The 16,694-nt window shown below is 52.7% G+C and carries 17 protein-coding genes and 1 other RNA gene; 6 read left to right on the forward strand and 12 right to left on the reverse strand.

The features are described 5' to 3' along the window. The first annotated feature begins 85 nt into the window (after positions 1–85). Entirely contained in the window at positions 86–634 is a 549-nt protein-coding gene (locus ACP5D4_RS09380) for a hypothetical protein (protein WP_428011363.1), read from the forward strand. 838 nt (positions 635–1,472) lie between these two features. Continuing rightward, positions 1,473–3,389, forward strand: coding sequence for an FG-GAP-like repeat-containing protein (locus tag ACP5D4_RS09385; protein ID WP_428011364.1), 1,917 nt, complete (start codon positions 1,473–1,475; stop codon positions 3,387–3,389). A 126-nt stretch (positions 3,390–3,515) separates the two neighbouring features. On the opposite strand, the gene ACP5D4_RS09390 is transcribed toward ACP5D4_RS09385, so the two are convergent. Both ACP5D4_RS09390 and ACP5D4_RS09395 read right to left on the reverse strand, forming a co-directional pair. Continuing rightward, the gene (locus ACP5D4_RS09390) at positions 3,516–4,241 is read right to left on the reverse strand and encodes an SGNH/GDSL hydrolase family protein (protein WP_428011365.1); all 726 of its coding nucleotides are present in this window, start codon (positions 4,239–4,241) and stop codon (positions 3,516–3,518) included. 12 nt (positions 4,242–4,253) lie between these two features. Then, positions 4,254–5,435: a GNAT family N-acetyltransferase gene (locus ACP5D4_RS09395; protein ID WP_428011366.1), complete on the reverse strand. Its 1,182-nt coding sequence runs from the start codon at positions 5,433–5,435 to the stop codon at positions 4,254–4,256. 403 nt (positions 5,436–5,838) lie between these two features. On the opposite strand from ACP5D4_RS09395, the gene ACP5D4_RS09400 reads away from it, so the two are divergent. Next, positions 5,839–6,087 (forward strand): hypothetical protein, encoded by a 249-nt coding sequence (locus ACP5D4_RS09400; protein ID WP_428011367.1) that lies wholly within the window; start codon positions 5,839–5,841, stop codon positions 6,085–6,087. On the opposite strand, the gene ACP5D4_RS09405 is transcribed toward ACP5D4_RS09400, so the two are convergent. The 4 genes from ACP5D4_RS09405 to ACP5D4_RS09420 all read right to left on the reverse strand — a co-directional run bounded on the left by ACP5D4_RS09405 (position 6,081) and on the right by ACP5D4_RS09420 (position 7,666). Then, a complete protein-coding gene (locus ACP5D4_RS09405) occupies positions 6,081–6,566 on the reverse strand; it encodes a hypothetical protein (protein ID WP_428011368.1) in 486 nt (161 codons plus the stop codon). The two genes, ACP5D4_RS09400 and ACP5D4_RS09405, sit on opposite strands and share 7 nt — an antisense overlap. Before the next feature lie 17 nt (positions 6,567–6,583). Then, positions 6,584–6,961: a phasin family protein gene (locus ACP5D4_RS09410; protein ID WP_428011369.1), complete on the reverse strand. Its 378-nt coding sequence runs from the start codon at positions 6,959–6,961 to the stop codon at positions 6,584–6,586. Between the two features lie 192 nt (positions 6,962–7,153). Beyond that, an RNA gene (gene ffs, locus ACP5D4_RS09415) (signal recognition particle sRNA small type) lies at positions 7,154–7,250 on the reverse strand. Between the two features lie 122 nt (positions 7,251–7,372). Next, a complete protein-coding gene (locus tag ACP5D4_RS09420) occupies positions 7,373–7,666 on the reverse strand; it encodes a YciI family protein (protein ID WP_428011370.1) in 294 nt (97 codons plus the stop codon). Between ACP5D4_RS09420 and ACP5D4_RS09425 the strand changes: the two genes are divergently transcribed. Further along, a complete protein-coding gene (locus tag ACP5D4_RS09425) occupies positions 7,665–8,249 on the forward strand; it encodes a 2'-5' RNA ligase family protein (RefSeq protein ID WP_428011371.1) in 585 nt (194 codons plus the stop codon). The genes ACP5D4_RS09420 and ACP5D4_RS09425 overlap by 2 nt on opposite strands. Before the next feature lie 92 nt (positions 8,250–8,341). Here the strand turns inward: ACP5D4_RS09425 and ACP5D4_RS09430 are convergent, their stop codons facing one another. Further along, positions 8,342–9,241, reverse strand: a complete 900-nt coding sequence (locus tag ACP5D4_RS09430; protein WP_428011372.1) for a PEP-CTERM sorting domain-containing protein — start codon at positions 9,239–9,241, stop codon at positions 8,342–8,344. A gap of 466 nt (positions 9,242–9,707) precedes the next feature. On the opposite strand from ACP5D4_RS09430, the gene ACP5D4_RS09435 reads away from it, so the two are divergent. Then, a complete protein-coding gene (locus tag ACP5D4_RS09435) occupies positions 9,708–10,481 on the forward strand; it encodes an alpha/beta hydrolase (protein WP_428011373.1) in 774 nt (257 codons plus the stop codon). 126 nt (positions 10,482–10,607) lie between these two features. Here ACP5D4_RS09435 and ACP5D4_RS09440 read toward each other — a convergent pair whose 3' ends face one another. The 4 genes from ACP5D4_RS09440 to ACP5D4_RS09455 all read right to left on the reverse strand — a co-directional run bounded on the left by ACP5D4_RS09440 (position 10,608) and on the right by ACP5D4_RS09455 (position 15,197). Beyond that, entirely contained in the window at positions 10,608–11,900 is a 1,293-nt protein-coding gene (locus ACP5D4_RS09440) for a M16 family metallopeptidase (protein ID WP_428011374.1), read from the reverse strand. Between the two features lie 240 nt (positions 11,901–12,140). Next, on the reverse strand, positions 12,141–13,439 hold the full coding sequence (locus ACP5D4_RS09445) for a M16 family metallopeptidase (protein ID WP_428011375.1): 1,299 nt from the start codon (positions 13,437–13,439) through the stop codon (positions 12,141–12,143). 296 nt (positions 13,440–13,735) lie between these two features. Beyond that, complete coding sequence (gene nblB / locus ACP5D4_RS09450; RefSeq protein WP_428011376.1) at positions 13,736–14,401, reverse strand: phycobilisome degradation protein NblB; 666 nt, start codon at positions 14,399–14,401, stop codon at positions 13,736–13,738. A gap of 319 nt (positions 14,402–14,720) precedes the next feature. Then, on the reverse strand, positions 14,721–15,197 hold the full coding sequence (locus ACP5D4_RS09455) for a CBS domain-containing protein (RefSeq protein ID WP_428011377.1): 477 nt from the start codon (positions 15,195–15,197) through the stop codon (positions 14,721–14,723). Positions 15,198–15,351: 154 nt separating this feature from the next. Between ACP5D4_RS09455 and ACP5D4_RS09460 the strand changes: the two genes are divergently transcribed. Continuing rightward, positions 15,352–15,675, forward strand: coding sequence for a (2Fe-2S) ferredoxin domain-containing protein (locus tag ACP5D4_RS09460; RefSeq protein ID WP_428011378.1), 324 nt, complete (start codon positions 15,352–15,354; stop codon positions 15,673–15,675). A gap of 114 nt (positions 15,676–15,789) precedes the next feature. On the opposite strand, the gene ACP5D4_RS09465 is transcribed toward ACP5D4_RS09460, so the two are convergent. Next, the gene (locus tag ACP5D4_RS09465) at positions 15,790–16,581 is read right to left on the reverse strand and encodes a nuclear transport factor 2 family protein (protein WP_428011379.1); all 792 of its coding nucleotides are present in this window, start codon (positions 16,579–16,581) and stop codon (positions 15,790–15,792) included. Positions 16,582–16,694 lie beyond the last annotated feature (113 nt).

Consider the following 16,694-nt stretch of genomic DNA (forward strand, 5'->3'; position numbering starts at 1 on the left):
CAGTGGGCACCCAGCGAACTGAGAATCCCCGCGCCTTTAGGCCGGGGAGTGTCAACTAGCGAACACGACCTAACTAACACGAACAATGCAACACTTCCAACGTCAGGCGATCGCGATCGGACTGGGGTTTGTTACGACTGTCCTCGCCGCCTGTGGAGATACAACAACGGAGTCGGGTTATCCTCAGTCTGCCATCGACGGTTTTATGAACGGTTGTATGAGCGATGCTGGCGAGTTGGAATACGCGCGAGAACTCTGTGAATGCGCCATCGATCGCATTCAGCAAGACTATTCCTTCGAGGAATATCGGGAAATTAGCCAACGGGTAGAGGGGGGAGAAGCACTTCCCGAGGAAATGCTCGATATTACCGCCGCCTGTTATTCTCAAATTTCTCAGGAAACAACCGGTTCGGCCTATCCCCAGCAAGCGATCGATAATTTTATCCAAAGCTGCACCGCTGGCGACGAGTCTCGCCAACCCGTCTGTCAGTGCGCCATCGATCGCATTCAAGAGGAATTCTCCTTTGAAGAGTTTATTCGACTCGATCGAACTGTAGGGGAAGGCGGCGAACCACCAGCGGAAATTACCTCCATTATGGACGCCTGCGTTCGGGGAAGTTCGACGTCACAGTAATTCGCCTTTCCCGAGAGATTGACGGCAAAGTTGCGATCGACCTTTCCGTTTGGCTTGTCCGAAACCTTTGGGTTCCGTCACCTCTGGCTGTTGTTATTCTCTGCTAGGTGTCTCGAGGGTTTCCACCTTAAAACTGCGTCGCCGCCGATTCCTGTTGGCGACGCAACTGCCGCCTCTTTTTCTTTTTCAATGGAATCAATTTTATAGTATTGACCTCCGGTCTAACTTAAATTTTCTTATAGAAACCTATAAAAAAATAAATTTTTTGCGCGTTTAGCCTTTGATTTTTTTCGATCGACATACAATAAGAATAGCCTTAAATTCAGCAATTCTCATCATTTTTGACTCGAACCTTGAGTCAAATTAAGTAAGATTTGCTTGATATTTTTTTGCGTAATTTTACTGAATTTATGGCGAACGAGGTTGTAAAAAAGTGTAAAAAAGCGATCGAATTTTAAGGGTTAGTGCCAGTCTATCGCCCTAGGACATGAGTTGCGAACCTTTCAAGTATTGTCAAGCATATCAATTCTGTAAAATTACGGAAACCGGCTATCTTCAAACACTCGGAAATCCAAAACCTGAGATATCCAAGATGCCCAGTTTCTCAAAAAGTCTATTTGGACAACTTTGAGATGCTCCCGTTATCAAAGCTCCCTTGGCAATATGGAGGTCGATCGCGTTGTATGTATCTTTGGCCTTGCTGAAATACAGACTCTAAGAAACCCCGTATCTCCGAGATCCTCCGTTTGGGGTGTCCCGTCTCTTAGAGATGTCGGATTTCTGGCGAAAAACAGTTGTGAGATACACCCCCAACAAGCAAGAAACAGGAGACGATAAAATGTCTGTCGAATTCACTCGAACTGACTACCCCATCACCGGAAGTTCACCTCAATCCGTTGTCGTCGCTGATTTCAACAACGACAGCCATCTCGATATCGCCACCGCCAACGAACAAACCGATAACATATCCGTATTACTCGGAGATGGAACGGGAAACTTCGGTTCGGCGGTCAACTTTCCCGTCAGCACCGAACCGCCTCCCCTCGTTGGATACCAACCGAGAGCGATGGTTGCGGGGGATTTCAACAACGACACGCGCCAGGATTTAGCCATCGCCAACCACGCCGGAAGTTTATCGATCTTGTGGGGAGACGGAACGGGAAACTTTAACAGTACTACCCCCTTAGCCCTCAACAACTTCGACATCGCCAGTCGTTCCTCCTTTGTCGATCCCATTTTCAACCCCAACTCCATCAGTGCGGGACAGGTCAACCAGGACGGAAACCTCGATCTCATCATTGCCGGAGACGCCATCGATTACGACGACGTACTCGTGTTACTCGGAAACGGTGCCGGACAGTTTTCCGCAACCAGCGTTTCCGCCAACGGCTACGTTGAAGACGCCATCGCGACAGACATCAACCGCGACGGAAACGCCGACCTCGTGACGGCCAACAGCCTCCCTGCTTTCTCCAGCGATACGGTATCCCTGTTTTTCGGTGACGGCACCGGCAATTTCACCCCGGAAACCGATTTTCCTCTCGGCCTAGACGCAGGTGCCAGTGCTGTCGTGACTGAGGATTTCAATCGAGACGGCAATCCCGATGTGGCCTTAGCCAACGCCGCCACTCGTCCCGGAAGCCTTTCCGTGTTACTCGGTAACGGCACCGATAACCTAAATCCCGCCAAGTCGTTCAACGCTGACAATCCCTTTACGCTGGGACTCTCCGATGTCGCGACGGGAGATTTTAACGGCGATGGCATTCTGGATTTAGCGGCGACGGCGAAGGACGTATCGAGGAACGAACTCGAACAGGGAACGGACGATACGGTATCGATATTTTTGGGCGACGGAACGGGGAGTTTCGGCGCAGCCACTGCCGTGGACGTGGCAAACGGCCCCACCTCCGTCGCAGCGGGGGATTTCAACCACGACGGCTACACCGACCTCGTGACGGCTCAACAGTGGTCTGATGACGTTTCCGTTCTAATTCAATCAATCCCTACCGGGTCAGAACCGCCCGTGTCCCTGGAACCGACCCCCAACGACGACGTTCTTCTCGGCAGCGAGACAGGGGAACAAATTTTTAGTTTGGCGGGAAACGATGCGGTTGCCGGATTTGCGGGAGACGATTCGATTAATGGCGGTCCGGGCAACGATACCCTATATGGCAATACGGGTAACGATGTCGTGGTGGGGGGCGATATGACTCCCGATGGCATTGACGGAACCGAAAATACGGTTTGGGGCGGTGGAGTCACCACCCCCGAAGATGGGAACGACATTGTTTTAGGAGGTCGCGGTAATGATATCGTGGCGGACAATCGAGGCGACGATCTCCTTAACGGCAATATGGGCAACGATACCGTATTGGGCGGGGAAGGCCGCGATACGTTATTCGGCGGTCGCGATAACGATTTGCTGATTTCCGATGCGGACGTTCCTCTCCCAAACGGCGGGGATGACGTTCTCATCGGCGATCTCGGTCGGGATACTCTCGTCGGTGGGGAGGGGGCGGATCTTTATGTTTTGCGGGGAGATACTGACGATTTGATTCTTTACAATGATGCTGAAGATGTGATTGCGTTGCCCAGTGGTATCGGTTTTGAGGATCTCGATTTCGTCTGGGGAACTCTCGCAGACGGCGTGACGCCGACGACGCAGATTATCCACCGCCCGACGACGCAACTGCTGGCCGTTCTACCGGGAGTCGATCCGAGTCAGATGAGTGCTGATGATTTTTTGGTCAGTTAACTCTTTCGGCGGAAAGTCCTGCGCTCTATCTGTTAAGGTGAGCGTCGGCATACTTCGAGACGAAATCTAGCCCTCGCGAACGGTTTGTATTGACACTATCGGTATTTTATGGTAATAGGCGTTAATTCAGCGATCGCTCAACGCTGCGTCTAACGCTCGATTCCACGTCCGGGCAATTTTCCGGTGTCCCTCGCGATTGGGGTGAATCCCGTCGGCCAAATCCTCGACGGTGAGTTGGCTGTAAACATCCACGAATGCAATGCGATCGCCCCGTTCCCGGCGTCGAGCCACCATTTCGGCGATCGACTGATTGTAAACCTGCACCCGAGCGTTTAACATCGGCTGGTCGATGGGAGGAATGGAACTGACAAAGATTTGCGCCTGGGGAGCCGCCTTCCAAACCTCCTCGAGCAACCCCTCGAGTCGCGTCGGCGCCTGTTCCACAGCGTACCCCTGAACCATATCGTTAGTACCGATGAGGAGCAACACCCAATCCGGCTGCGTTTGACTCACCCAACGAGACACGCCGCGATGCAGTTCGTCGATGCGCCATCCCGAATGTCCCTGATGGTCTTTATCGGGGAGTTCCTCGGGACCGTTGGCTTGCGTTCCCACAAAATCGACAAGGTAGCCGCGATCGCGCAAATGCTGCCACAAATCGATGCGATATCCCCCCGGAACGTTATACCCTTCCGTAATGGAATCTCCCAAGGGCATAATTTTCAGCGTTTCGCGGCTGGGCGTCACCATCTGTTCCTTCGTCATGGGTTCCTTCGTCGAATCGTTGCCACATCCTCCCCAGGATATGGCCAAGAGCATGGAAATTCCGAGCCAAACCCACCGCCTTCTCATCAAAACTGTTCCTCAAATGGACGGTTGTGCGAAGGGTAAATCCGCGTTAATCGCTTCGATTTCCTGCTGTTCCATCTCGTTGACTTCCTGAAGATAGGGAACGAGGATTTTCGAGAGCCGTTGATTGTAAAACCGATGTAGGCTGGTGTTGGGCGTGGCGGGAAATCCCCGACGTTTCTTGTGGCGTCCCCCGGCTCCGGGATCGAAGCGTCCGATTCCCCGATCGATCGCCCATTCAATGGGACTGTAATAACAGACGTTGAAGTGCAAGCAGTCGATATCGTCGCGACTTCCCCAATAACGTCCGTAGAGTCGATCGCCTTTCGTCAAACAAAACGACATTCCCCGGGGGTGGCGATGGTCGTCGTCCTCCCCGTAAGCGGCGATAAACAACACGCGATGGCGATAGTTGTGGTAAAGCTGCTCGAAAAAGCGTTTTGTGAGATACTTACTTCCCCACCAGCCGAACTTATCGCAGGTATTTTCGTAAAAACGGTACATCAGGGGGAAGAGAGCGTGAGGAATCTCGTCTCCCGTTAAGGCTTTGAGTTCCAACCCCGCTTTCGCCATCGCCTTGCGTTCCCGTTTGATGTTGCGACGCTGGTTGGCGTTGAAGGATTTGAGATAGTCGTCGAAGCTGTTAAAACTGTTGTTGCTCCAAATGTAGCTGTGATGGAGCCAAGGGGTGCAACCGTAGCGTTGCAGGCGGTGAATCCAGGTAGGATCGACGTAGAGGAAGTGACAGCCGCTGATGTTGTTTCGATCGCAAAAGCGATCGATCTCCGCCAACATCAACTCAATCAGCGCGTCTTCATCTTCGTTGGGGGCCATGAGAAAGCGATAGCCTTCAGCTGGAGTAAACGGACTCATCCCCAGCAGTTTCGGATAGTATTCAATTCCCAAACGATAAGCGAGATCGGCAAATTGATGGTCAAAGACGAACTCGCCGTAACTGTGATTTTTCAAATACAACGGGGCCGCCGCCACCAGAGTGCGATCGCGCCAAACCGTGAGGTGACAGGGCATCCACCCCGCTTTACCCGTCGCACTTCCCGAAGATTCCAAGTCGTGCAACCAATCCCACTCGAAAAACGGCGTCGTCAAGGGTTGAGCGAGGGGGTCCCAAGCGGCTTTGGGAATTTCAGCAATTTGATGAATCCAAGCGACGGAATAGTTGGCGGCGATCTGTGTCATCGTATTTCGATCGTTGGTTCTGGCAGTGGTTCTTTGAGTCTTCTTCACTTAGTTTGAACCACAAACCCCGTTTTGGCCGACTCCCCTCTTAAGTCTTTTTTTACGTTTTGGGCGATCGACCCTGGCCGTTCGTTTTTTTGTTGCGTATAATGGGAAAGTTAAAACCTTGGTTTTTCGCAATTTTCCGAGGGCTTCCTCATCTATTTGCGTAAAACCACATAAACCATTCCCTCGGATTTCCGCAAACTCCCCGAACGGCATTCCGTGTTCTTACGGTAAAACAAAAATCTAAGTCGGGCGGAGTTCAGTGTTATCTCGCTATCGAGAACCAAGACGGTGCGTTGTCGATCGGGTCTCTACCCCCATTTTGCTGTTCTTTTCACGAACTTGTCCTTAGACCACGATGAAGACGATTCAAAAAAATCCTCCTTTTCCCTACTGGTTGTTCCTATTGCTGTTTGTAGCGATGGGATTGGGGTTGTGGCTGTGGGTTTCCCGTGTCGAACGCCAACGCCAACAAGCGGTGAACCACTGCTTATCGACACAACTGCAAGCCGACCCCACTCTCGAAAACAATCCCCAACAACTCGAGGATATATCTTCGAGTTGTACCACGAAATGCTTGCAAGGCGAACTGACTGGCTGTCAGTAACGGTCGCCTCGAGGAGGTGACGTTCCTTGTCCTTCCCAATCCGGACAACTTTCACCATCCCAGCCGTAAGGGTGCATCCCGCACACGAACAGGTTTTCGCCGTACATCTGGCCGTGATAGTGTTGACAGCCGCGACAGGCTGGATGGAACGTCGAAGTGGGTCGAAAGTAGGTAACGGAGACAAACGGCTCGCTGTCTTCGTCGAATCCCTCCAAATCCCAATCTAACTCAAAATCTCCATCGATCTCGAACCAGACGCGGAACCAATCTTCCAAAGTTCGATCGATCTCCCGACTCATTTCCTCAAGGGGAACCACCTGTGAAACGGCTTCGTACAACTCCTCAGAAATGGCCTCAGAGGTTGCAAACCAGCGATCGACTTGTTTCTCGAATTCCTGGTTCGCCTCGTCTACCCAAGCGTCAAAGTCATCACAGGCGCGATCGATCGCTTTCCAAAATTCAGTCGTCCAATCTTCCATAACCTATCGAACTCAACTTATCCATCTCGCTTCAGCCGTCGTAGTTCCTCCTCGAGGTCCCGAACTTGCTGATGTAAGTCATCTACTCCAGAGCGATCGGAGGCGGATTCAGGTCTTGTCGGTTCCACCTCTTCCTCTTCATCTAAAATTTCGATGCGACGCGGTTCCTTCGACGTGTCGGAAGTATCCTGGGATTTCTGCGCTTGCTGTCCCTGCTTCATAATATCTTCCACGAAGCGACGCGCCTCTTCCGCGTTCATTTCGCCGCGTTCCACCATTTCGTCAGCCAACTTCTGAGCCTTCACCCGAAGTTCGTTGGCTTGTTCGCCTGCGTAGGATGCCAATCCTACGCCGAGATAAAACGCTTTTTGAACCAAATCTCCAAATCCAGCCATATTCACCTCCGCGATGTATCCCTACCCTACAGCGTAACTTACCGAACTCGCTTCCGGGGAGGTTTGGGGATGAGGTGATGAGGTGATGATGGGGTGAGGGTACGATCGGGGTGATGAGTCGGTGCGTGACGATCGATCGGTCTAACGATTCACACCCGATTTTTCAAGTCACGCACCCTACCACTGAAAAAAGGCGACCCGGATTTCACGCCTATTACGAGCATCCCGTATTGCTGCTACCTTCCGGTCCTGACAAGGTTTGGGCGTCGTAATCGCATGAGTCCGGGTCTACAGTTAGTATAACACGATGGCGTCCGGTTCGATCGATACTGGTGAAGATACGAAACGAAGAGGGATGGGAAGATGATGAAACCATCTGAAATCCCCTCATCTCATCATCTCATCATCTCATCATCCCCTCATGCCCTCATCTCCCGAGGGTTCGACCACCACGCACCATTCATAAAGATCGTAAGTCACGCACTTATTGACGACGAGGGGGTCTCGTTCCACGATCGCCTTCGCTTCCTCCATCGACTCCGCCTCAAACAGCAACATCCCGCCGCCGCGACATCCCCAGTAGCCGCTTTTGGCGTTGTGACCGTTGGCGATTAAATCTTTGACGTATTCAATATGCGGCCGAACGTAGCGATCGAACGTAGACTTTTCAACGATACCCGTTTCGATTTTGGCAAACCAAGGCATGGAACGACAGTTAAATCCCGAATCTGAAAAACTCAGTCTCTACTTTATCGCGTTGCTTCCGCCATTGGCTGTTCGACGGGAGATTACCCAACTCAAGGAATACGTCCGCGATACCTATAAAAGTAAAGCGGCGTTGAAATCGCCTCCTCACGTGACGTTACAACCGCCGTTCAAACGTATGGAATCGGAAATGTCCGAGGTGAAACGCCAGTTGGCGGCGTTTGCGGACAGTTATCCGCCGATTCCTATGAAGCTGTCGGGATTTGCGGCGTTTCCGCCGCGAGTGGTGTTCGTGAATGTCGTCCACACGCCGGAATTGATGGCGTTGCAACCCGCTCTCGCCTTGCATTTGGAATCGTTTGCGTTAAACGACGATAGAACCCGCAACCGTCCTTTTCGTCCCCACATCACCATTGCTTTTCGGGATCTCAAACGCTCTCAGTTCAAACGGCTGTGGGAGGAGGTGAAAGAAAGATCGATCGAGTACGAGTTCCTCGTTCCCCATCTGACGCTGTTGAAACACGACGGACGACGTTGGAACCTGGAAACCGAGTTTCCCTTTGCGTCGCCGATCGTTGAATAAATTGAAAAAAAAATCACCCGGACGCAACGTCCAGGCGATCGAGGATTAACCCTTGACAAAAAATCACAAAAACCCGTAGAGAGACCAAAGACTTATGCGGCTTTCTGGCGGCGAGATTTCACACCTGCCAATCCCATCAAACCGAGCGCCATCAACATCGACGGTTCGGGAACGTCCGCCACGTCGCCGGGTTCGTCGGGAACGGCGGCAAAGGTTCCTCGCATTCCCACGCCGTCGTTGAAGCATTCGAGGAAGGCACTGGCAATCCATTCGGTTTGTTCTTGTCCGAGGAGGGATCGATCGAAGCTAAAGGCGATGGTGTGTTCTCCTTCGTCTCCGATATTCCCCGTCCAATCGAGATCCAAACTGCTGGTGTCAGCAATCAAATTGACATTGCCCAACCGTTCGTTGTAGCTGCTGATGACGTTTTTGGCGTTGCTGTCTCCAAAGTAGTTTTTATCGAGGCTGGCATCGCCGTAGCTTTCGCCAGTGACGCTATTTTCCCAAGACGACAAACTCGAATATCCGTAGTTGGCACCTGCGACGGATTTCCCAGTCACGCCCATATAAACGCCCGTTTCGCCAGGAGTCGAGGAGTAGGTGTTGACATCTCCATCAATACCAGAATCGTTGGTGCCGTCAAAGCGGATGCCGATGACTTCTCCAGTTTGGAACGACTGATTTAGGCTTTGAGTGGGATTGAGGTTGATGAAGAGATCGCCCCAATTAATATAGTTGTCTTTGACTTGGCTGAAATTCTGATAAGACCCGCCCAAAGCCATTCCACCGTTGAGGGCGAAGGTGACAGTATCCCCATCGTCACGATAGGCCATGCCAAAGACTTCCATGGAGTCATCACCCGATTTGTCGGTGAAGCTGTCTGCCTGATAAGTCCACAGGCTACCAGCTCTCGCGGCTGGGGAGAGAACGGACATGGCCGCGACGGTTCCGACTGCAATGGCTGAAATGCGTGTAATTTTTTCAATCGACATGACGAATTCCTCTATTTTTTCTATCTTTAAAAACACCCTTTGACTTTAGTATATGAACTTTTGGCCGCGATTTGATGAAGGTTTTGTAAAAAAAAATACTCGAAGTTTAAAGATATCGATCGCTATTTCAAACGAAAATATTCTACTTAAGCAAAAATACTGAAAATCGAGTCTACGATAAAATTCGATCGCTTAAAATCCGCTCGTTTTATTCTGTGAATATACGGATATACTAAAAAACAATTGCGTATTTTCAAGCAAGCCATAAAACGCGAGAAACCCGAACGTTCGAGTCGGACGATCTCGCGTCAGTCCAACCGTCGAGGCGATCGCCGAACTCGGAGACGGCGTGATTTCGGGGAGCGATCGACCGTCCGAGGCTTCCCCCCTTGCTGTAGCATTGACATGGCGATTCCCCCAAAAGCCGACTTTGCCTCTGTATCAATCAATGCGTTTGGGACTGCGAATGCTCCGCTCTCTGCTGTTCGTTTACGTTTGTCTGTGTTTGTATGCCTACTTCGGTAGCGATCGCTCCATCTTCCTGCCTCCCGAAGCCAGCTATCGCGACAGCGAGGCCATCGTCAAAGTTCCCATCGGCGACGGCCGGGAACTTTCAGCGATTTACCTGCCGAACGAAGAGGCTCGTTACACCATCCTCTACAGCCACGGGAACGCCGAAGACTTGGGACTGATTCTTCCGGTTCTCATCGAACTGCAAAGCTTGGGATTTGCCGTCTTCGCCTACGACTATCAAGGCTATGGGACCAGCGACGGTAAACCTTCCGAACAGAACACTTACCTGAGTATCAACGCCGCTTACCGCTATCTCACGCAAACGCTACAGGTTCCCCCGAGTCACATTATCCTCTACGGTCGATCGCTCGGCGGCGGTCCGTCGATCGATCTAGCGTCGCGAGAAGCCATCGCCGGACTCATCGTCGAAGGTACCTTCGTCACCACCTTCCGCGTCGTGACGCGACTCCGCATCGTTCCTTTTGACAAATTTAACAACCTCGCGAAAATTCCCAACGTTTACTGTCCAGTGTTGGTAATTCACGGAACCGCAGACGAAGTGGTTCCGTTTTGGCATGGAGAACGGCTGTTTGAAGCGGCGAACGAACCGAAACAGAAGTATTGGGTGGAGAATTCCGGACACAACAACTTACAGGAAATTGCGGGAGAGGAGTACGAAACGGCGTTGCAGGAATTCGTGAAGTTAGTGAAGAAAACGCAGGATTGAGTTTATCGAAAACCGGATCTTGACAGGACGAACGGTGTTCGCCCCTACCAAGATCCGTCGCAGTACTCCGCCCATAGCCGAAGGCTTGGGGGGTGGTGAAGCGATAGACGGGATTTCCAAATCCCCTCAACAAACCGTTGAAGGTAAAATGCCGCCAATCGCCGTTGCCGGGCCGACCACGGAAATATACGGTTCGATAAAGTATCGACTGGCGACGCGACGCGCCGTTTCCGCCGTCACGTTAGCGATCGCCTCGGGAAACGCTTCGTCAAACTCGATGCCCAAGCCGATGGTTTCGTACCACCCCAAAACTTGCGCGATTTGGGAATTGGTTTGTTTGCCGAGAGCGTACTGTCCCAGCAGTTTGTTTTTCGCCGTTTGCAATTCGTCCGCCGTCAGCAGTAACGCCGTTAGCCGTTCCACTTCTACGCGCAACCCTTCGACCGCCACCACAGTATTTTGAGGTGCCGTCCCCATATACACCACGAATTGAGAGGTATCGATGCGCGTGGGGTAAAACGCGGAAACGTCGTAAGCTAACCCCCGTTTTTCCCGCAGTTCCACGAACAAACGACTCGACAAGCCGTTACCCAAATAGGTGTTGAGCAGTTTCAACGCGGCGTATTCCGAAGACACCCGTTCTGCGGACTTTGCCAGTACCGAGGGGACGAGATACCCCAGCATGACGATCGACTGTTGGGTTTCTTGTGGCAATCCCGTCACCGTCGGCCGGGAGGTAATCGGGGCTAAATCTAAGGCCGGGATGGGATTGTCGGGAATTTCCCAATCGCCGAAGGTTTTCTCGACCCGTGCCACCGCTTCCTCGAAGTCCAAACATCCCGAAAGGCTAATGACGAGGTTATCGGGACGAAAGTAGGTGCGATGGAACTGAAATAAATCCGCCCGCGTCAAACTGGCGACGGTGGCTTCCGTTCCCAGGGTCGATCGCGCGTAGGGTCGATCGCCGTACATAGCTTCTCGCAGTCGCGAAAAGGCGATGGAAAACGGTTGTTCCTTTTGCGATCGAATCGCCTGTAAGGTCAACCGCTGTTCGAGTTCCACTTCCGCTTCGGGAAACGAAGGATATCGCAGCAGTTGTCCGGCTAGAGACAAGACTTCTTCAAAGTCGGCCGAGACGGTTTTCAAACTCAGCAGAAAATAATCGCTGGTGGTTTCAGCCCCCAAACTCGCCCCCACCGACTCCACCTGTTCGGCAATTTCCATCGAGGACAGGCCGTCGGTGCCTTTGGTCATCACCGCCGCTAACAGGTGGGAGACCCCAGCGCGATCGGGACGTTCGCAACGACTGCCCGCTTTCACGAACATACGGGCTGTCATAATATCGGCGGTCTTGTTCTCGACAGCCACGACAACGATACCGTTTTTGAGAACGACGCGATGGGCGATCCGTTGGGTCATTGAGTTGCGCTCCGGTCAGATTGTAGGGAAGATGGGGGGAGGGGGAGAAGGGGAGATACTGTTAACTGGACACTGTCTTCACTGCCGAGCAGTTCGCTGTCAAAGGGGACGAGGAAGAGACAGCTTATCTCCCAATCTCGTCACTACTTCCTCTTTGAACCACCTCAAGAAACTGGGTGAGGGACGATGGGGAAGCGATCGAGCGATCGAACGGGCAAAGTGCCTTAGATACGTTACCATTCAACACCATTCATCGCCGATGGCTACGGTAGCCACGTATCGATCGACTGTCAAATATTGACTGGCCAGTTGACGTAAGGTTTCGGCGTCGAAGGCTTGAATGCGCTCGGGATACATGACGGCGATTTGGGCTTGCGTCAGGGTTTGATAGTAGCCGTACAACCCGGCCAGTTGGGCGGGGGTTTCGGTGGAAAAGGCGTAGTCGTTTCGCAGTTGCCGTTTGGCGCGATCGAGTTCGGCCTCGGGAATGGGTTCTACGTGCAGTTGGTGCAGGCGATCGACGATCGTTCGTTCCACTACCTCGAGATAGGTCGGTTCGAGCCACGCACTAATTGTAAACAGACTCGAATCTCGTTGCAGGGAAAAGTAACTGGTAATGCCTTGCACCCACTGACGCCGTTCTCGCAGTTCTCGGACCAGTCGCGACGATCGCCCGGCCGCCAGAATCACCGACAGCAAGTCTAATCCGTAGGCGTCGCAGATGCGATCGATACCGGGACCGACCCATGCTAGGTTCAAGCGAGCCATTTCCAATCTTGGCAGTCGCAACTCGCGACGCCGGACTTCTAACAGAGGCGGTTCGGCTTCGATGGGGAAGTTGGGACAGTTGGCGGGGGTGGGAAAGTTCCGAAAAGACTCGTCCACGCGATCGAGGGCTTCGGCTTCCGACACGCCGCCCACGACAACCACTGTCATCTTGTCCGGTTGGTAGTGGGAACTGTGGAAGTTCCGCATTTCTTCGGGCGATCGCCCCATCAAACTGTCTTCGGTTCCCAACACCGGACGGCGGTAGGGGTGGCGTCGATAGAGTTCTTCCATCGTCGCCTCGAAAAGTAAATCGTCGGGATTGTCGTAACTTTGCAGGATTTCTTCGAGAACCACATCTCGCTCGCGACGGAATTCTTCCTCTGGAATGGCCGCCCGCAGCAGCAGTTCGGCCAGATTGGGTAAGGTTTCGCGAAAATGGGTCGCGGCCGTGGTGATGAAGAAATGGGCGTAATCGTGGCTGGTGGCGGCGTTGGTGACGCCACCACAACTTTCGATGGCGAGATCGAAGCAACCGGGGGCCAGTCGTTCGGTTCCCTTAAAAATCATGTGTTCGAGGAAATGTGCCATCCCCGACCACTCGTCCGGCTCGCTGGCGGCGCCCGCTTTGACCCAAACGTCTGTAACGGCTACGGGACTGGTCGCAACGTATTGATGAACGACAGTTAAGCCGTCGTCTCGTCGAAAGATACGAACGGGACAGTCGGCTTGAGTTGGGACGCGGAGCAAGTGGGAGTTTTGAATTTGGGGCATGAGGGTTGGGGTTTTCCATCAAAGGGCACGTTAGGAAAACGAAGATCGCGGTCTCCTACGGCAACGAACCGACTCCAACGCTTGAGAGACTATTACTTCCTGTGGCGAACAGACAACGCCCGATCTCTCGCTGCTCGATCTCCCGAGTCGGTAACAGTTTTCCTCAAGCCTAGCGTCTTTATTACCTCAAATTTGCCAATTTGGTTACAATTGATGGATTTCTTAACACGATCGCGCCGGACGATCGAGAAAGGCGGCCTTTCCGATACCGCCTTTCTCGAGTTGGGGATGGGATTTTAAAGGTTTTCCAAACAGTATTTTGCCCGTTCGGAGACCTGAGCATCTGCGTCGGACGCCAGTTGTTCTAACAGCGGACGCACGACGTCGCCGCCGATATGTCCCAAGGCTTGGGCGACCCGCAGACGGGTTTGGGGTTCGGGGTGGTTGATGAATTCTTCAAGCCAGGGAATGGCTTTCGGATCGCCGAGTTCGCCTAACGCGCTGATGGCGGTAGTTTGAATAATTTCGGTCTCGTGTCGAACGGCTTCTTCGAGCAGTTCGATCGCTCGAGGCTCGCCGAGTTCGGACAACGCCGCCACGATACTCATCTGAATAATCCAGTCGTCCGTACTGTGATAGAGCGTCACCAAATCATCGTAAGCTTCTTTGAGTTGCAGGGCCCCCAAAGAATCGGCGGCGGCGGCTTTCACGTCCATTTCCGGGTCGTTGTGCAACCGCAAGCGCAACAGTTCTAGGGATAGGGGTAAATCCTGGCGTCCGAGGGAGGCCATTTTACTGGTGGCGGTATAGCGAACCCGAGGATTTTCGTCGTTGAGGGCGGGTTTGACGTACTCGAAGGCCACGGCCGGATCGATGCGATCGACCTGGTTGAGACCCCGCAAGCGATCGCCGTAATCTTCCGATTCGATCAATTGTTTGACGGATTCCGGTGTAATACTCATTTTGAAAGTTTAGTTTTTTCTAGGGAGTGGCTATCAAAAAAAGTTGCCAAAAAGAAAATCTCGAACCTTCTCAAAACTTGCAGGTTTCGAGCCACAATCATTCAGCCAATCTGGCCAAGCTTTCTAACTCAGATTTTCGAGTTATTTATTGTCTAGTGATTTAATTTTGGGCTAGAAAACTCGGTTAACGCTGGAATTGAAAGAGCGATCGAGGGAATTTAAAATCCCCTCAAGTCTAACGATTTTAAGAAGTGTATTCGATAAGAACTGTCAATCCAAATCGAATGCCGTTTCAAGTCTACGATTCAGGCACTAGACTTTACTCAACATCGTTATTGCTGGCTGCCATCGCCCGCACGATATCACCCCGCGTCAAAATTCCCACCACTTTCTTAGATTCATCGAGAACCGGAAGACGATGAACCTTCTTCTCGTGCATCAAACGAGCCGCTTCCTGTAACGAACAGTCCGGTGCGATCGTCACGATATGTTCCGTCGTCATCACTTCGCCGACGGTTTGCCCCAAAACTTTATGCAACTCTTTTTCGTACCGTTTGGGATTTTCCAAAAAAATCACGCTGTCGAGAATCGTGATGTAAGGCGGGGGCGTCGCCCCGGTTTCGCGCCACATCAAATCCGTTTCCGACAGAATTCCCACGAGTTTACCCGTTTCGTCCACGGTGGGCAGGCCACTAATGTGGCGTTCGGCGATAATTTGAATTGCCTCTTGAATCGGCGTATCCGGTCGGACGAGAATCGGATCGCGACTCATTACCTCAGCAACGGTTTTGACCATAGTTTCCGCTGTCGTCTCGTGTCTGGTTTCTGTTGCCTATCATACCGTTCGACGCCCGTGCGAGTTCGTTAAGAATCCCGAAAGAATCCCGAACGGGCGACTTGTTACAAGGCTCGCTAAGATGGAAGCTGTAGCGTAGCGTCTCGATCGCCTCATGGCCGACCGTCCCACCTCCAACTCTTCCAACGCCTCCGAGACCCCCCGCATCTTCGTGTGTCAGTACCGTTCCTGCACGAACAACGGTTCGGAACAGACTTTACAAGCGTTCCGCGAGGCCAATTTAGAAGGGGTCGAAGTGGAAGGATGCGGCTGTCTCGGACAGTGCAGTTCGGGGCCGACGGTGCGCGTGGCGGCCGACGAAACCTGGTACTGTCAGGTACAGCCAGAAGACGTACCGCATATTGTGCAACAACATCTGCGAGACGGCCAGCCTGTTGAAGACAAGCTCAATCCTCGCATTCACCTTCGCATCGGTTAAACATCGGTTGAATGGGTCGGCCAAAGTTCCCCAACGAGCCAAGCAAAAACCGGGTCTCTTCTAGAATCCCGGTTTCGTCGTAGCATGGGAGACAAAGCGCCGACGAAGGACGAACTATTTCTTAACCTTCATCCGTTGCGTGACGATAGTAATGCCTCCACGACGCACGATCGCCCCCGAGAGCCAATAATCCCCTTCCCGAGCTTCCGTTTCCCCCACTTTAAACAACCCCCCAGCCGAGAGGAGTTGCAACTCCAAGGCCGTATCGTCGAGATAATTGTCTACCGACACCGTCTGTTCGATGGCTGAACCGAGTAAAAAGTCGTTATCGAGGGGTTCCTGCACGATGGCGTCGAAGTGATAGCGACTGTTCGGACGAACGCTCTCAGGAAGGTTCACCGTCACCGTCGGCGGTGCGTCTCCCGAGGTGAGCGTCGCCCGTTCTGCCAAAACCTCTTGAAAGACGATTTCGCCGTTTTCGTAGCGTTGGCGGGACTGTAGCGTGGCGTTGAGGTCGTATTGGCGATGGGGTGCAGCTTCCGTTCCCGCGATCGTGGTGCGCGTTTGAGTTTCGTAGCCGGTTTCCGTCGCTTCCCAAGAGAGCAATTCCGTTTCGTAAGTCAACTCGGGAAAGCGTTCCCACAGTTGCACCAACGCCGAACGGAGGCTCGATCGCGTCAAGCCGTCCTCGTGAACGAAGTCGCTGCTGTAAAAATCCATCACTGCATCCACGTCTGCGGAACTGGCCGCCGCGTCGATATTTTCGAGGAGTTGCGTGAGTTCCGCCGGGGCTGTTTCTGGGGGATTCGCCCAAGCGGGGAGGCTAACGAGACTCGATGCGATCGCCCCGCAGAGGGCGACGACGCAACGGTTGGCAGAAGACAGAAACGTGGAATTGGCGTTCATAGAGTTTTTCGTCGTGAGCCAGTAGTACCTACTACTCTAGGTTAAACTCCCCCATCCCGTCCGAACCCGGTCAGGAGGAGAGCGATGGACGCAGGCGGCGAATGCCCCTCTCA

The sequence above is a fragment of the Baaleninema sp. genome (assembly GCF_049974805.1).
Classification (GTDB): Bacteria; Cyanobacteriota; Cyanobacteriia; order Cyanobacteriales; family Geitlerinemataceae; genus Baaleninema.

Bases quoted from the DNA above. Each gene is read 5' to 3' on its own strand.
- ACP5D4_RS09460 (WP_428011378.1), top strand. From the start codon at position 15,352: ATGGCCGACCGTCCCACCTCCAACTCTTCCAACGCCTCCGAGACCCCC.
- ACP5D4_RS09430 (WP_428011372.1), bottom strand. From the start codon at position 9,241: ATGTCGATTGAAAAAATTACACGCATTTCAGCCATTGCAGTCGGAACC.
- ACP5D4_RS09455 (WP_428011377.1), bottom strand. From the start codon at position 15,197: ATGGTCAAAACCGTTGCTGAGGTAATGAGTCGCGATCCGATTCTCGTC.
- ACP5D4_RS09420 (WP_428011370.1), bottom strand. From the start codon at position 7,666: ATGCCTTGGTTTGCCAAAATCGAAACGGGTATCGTTGAAAAGTCTACG.
- ACP5D4_RS09405 (WP_428011368.1), bottom strand. From the start codon at position 6,566: ATGGAAGATTGGACGACTGAATTTTGGAAAGCGATCGATCGCGCCTGT.
- ACP5D4_RS09465 (WP_428011379.1), bottom strand. From the start codon at position 16,581: ATGAACGCCAATTCCACGTTTCTGTCTTCTGCCAACCGTTGCGTCGTC.
- ACP5D4_RS09410 (WP_428011369.1), bottom strand. From the start codon at position 6,961: ATGGCTGGATTTGGAGATTTGGTTCAAAAAGCGTTTTATCTCGGCGTA.
- ACP5D4_RS09425 (WP_428011371.1), top strand. From the start codon at position 7,665: ATGGAACGACAGTTAAATCCCGAATCTGAAAAACTCAGTCTCTACTTT.
- ACP5D4_RS09390 (WP_428011365.1), bottom strand. From the start codon at position 4,241: ATGAGAAGGCGGTGGGTTTGGCTCGGAATTTCCATGCTCTTGGCCATA.
- ACP5D4_RS09445 (WP_428011375.1), bottom strand. From the start codon at position 13,439: ATGCCCCAAATTCAAAACTCCCACTTGCTCCGCGTCCCAACTCAAGCC.
- ACP5D4_RS09435 (WP_428011373.1), top strand. From the start codon at position 9,708: ATGCTCCGCTCTCTGCTGTTCGTTTACGTTTGTCTGTGTTTGTATGCC.
- nblB (WP_428011376.1), bottom strand. From the start codon at position 14,401: ATGAGTATTACACCGGAATCCGTCAAACAATTGATCGAATCGGAAGAT.
- ACP5D4_RS09380 (WP_428011363.1), top strand. From the start codon at position 86: ATGCAACACTTCCAACGTCAGGCGATCGCGATCGGACTGGGGTTTGTT.
- ACP5D4_RS09440 (WP_428011374.1), bottom strand. From the start codon at position 11,900: ATGACCCAACGGATCGCCCATCGCGTCGTTCTCAAAAACGGTATCGTT.
- ACP5D4_RS09400 (WP_428011367.1), top strand. From the start codon at position 5,839: ATGAAGACGATTCAAAAAAATCCTCCTTTTCCCTACTGGTTGTTCCTA.
- ACP5D4_RS09385 (WP_428011364.1), top strand. From the start codon at position 1,473: ATGTCTGTCGAATTCACTCGAACTGACTACCCCATCACCGGAAGTTCA.
- ACP5D4_RS09395 (WP_428011366.1), bottom strand. From the start codon at position 5,435: ATGACACAGATCGCCGCCAACTATTCCGTCGCTTGGATTCATCAAATT.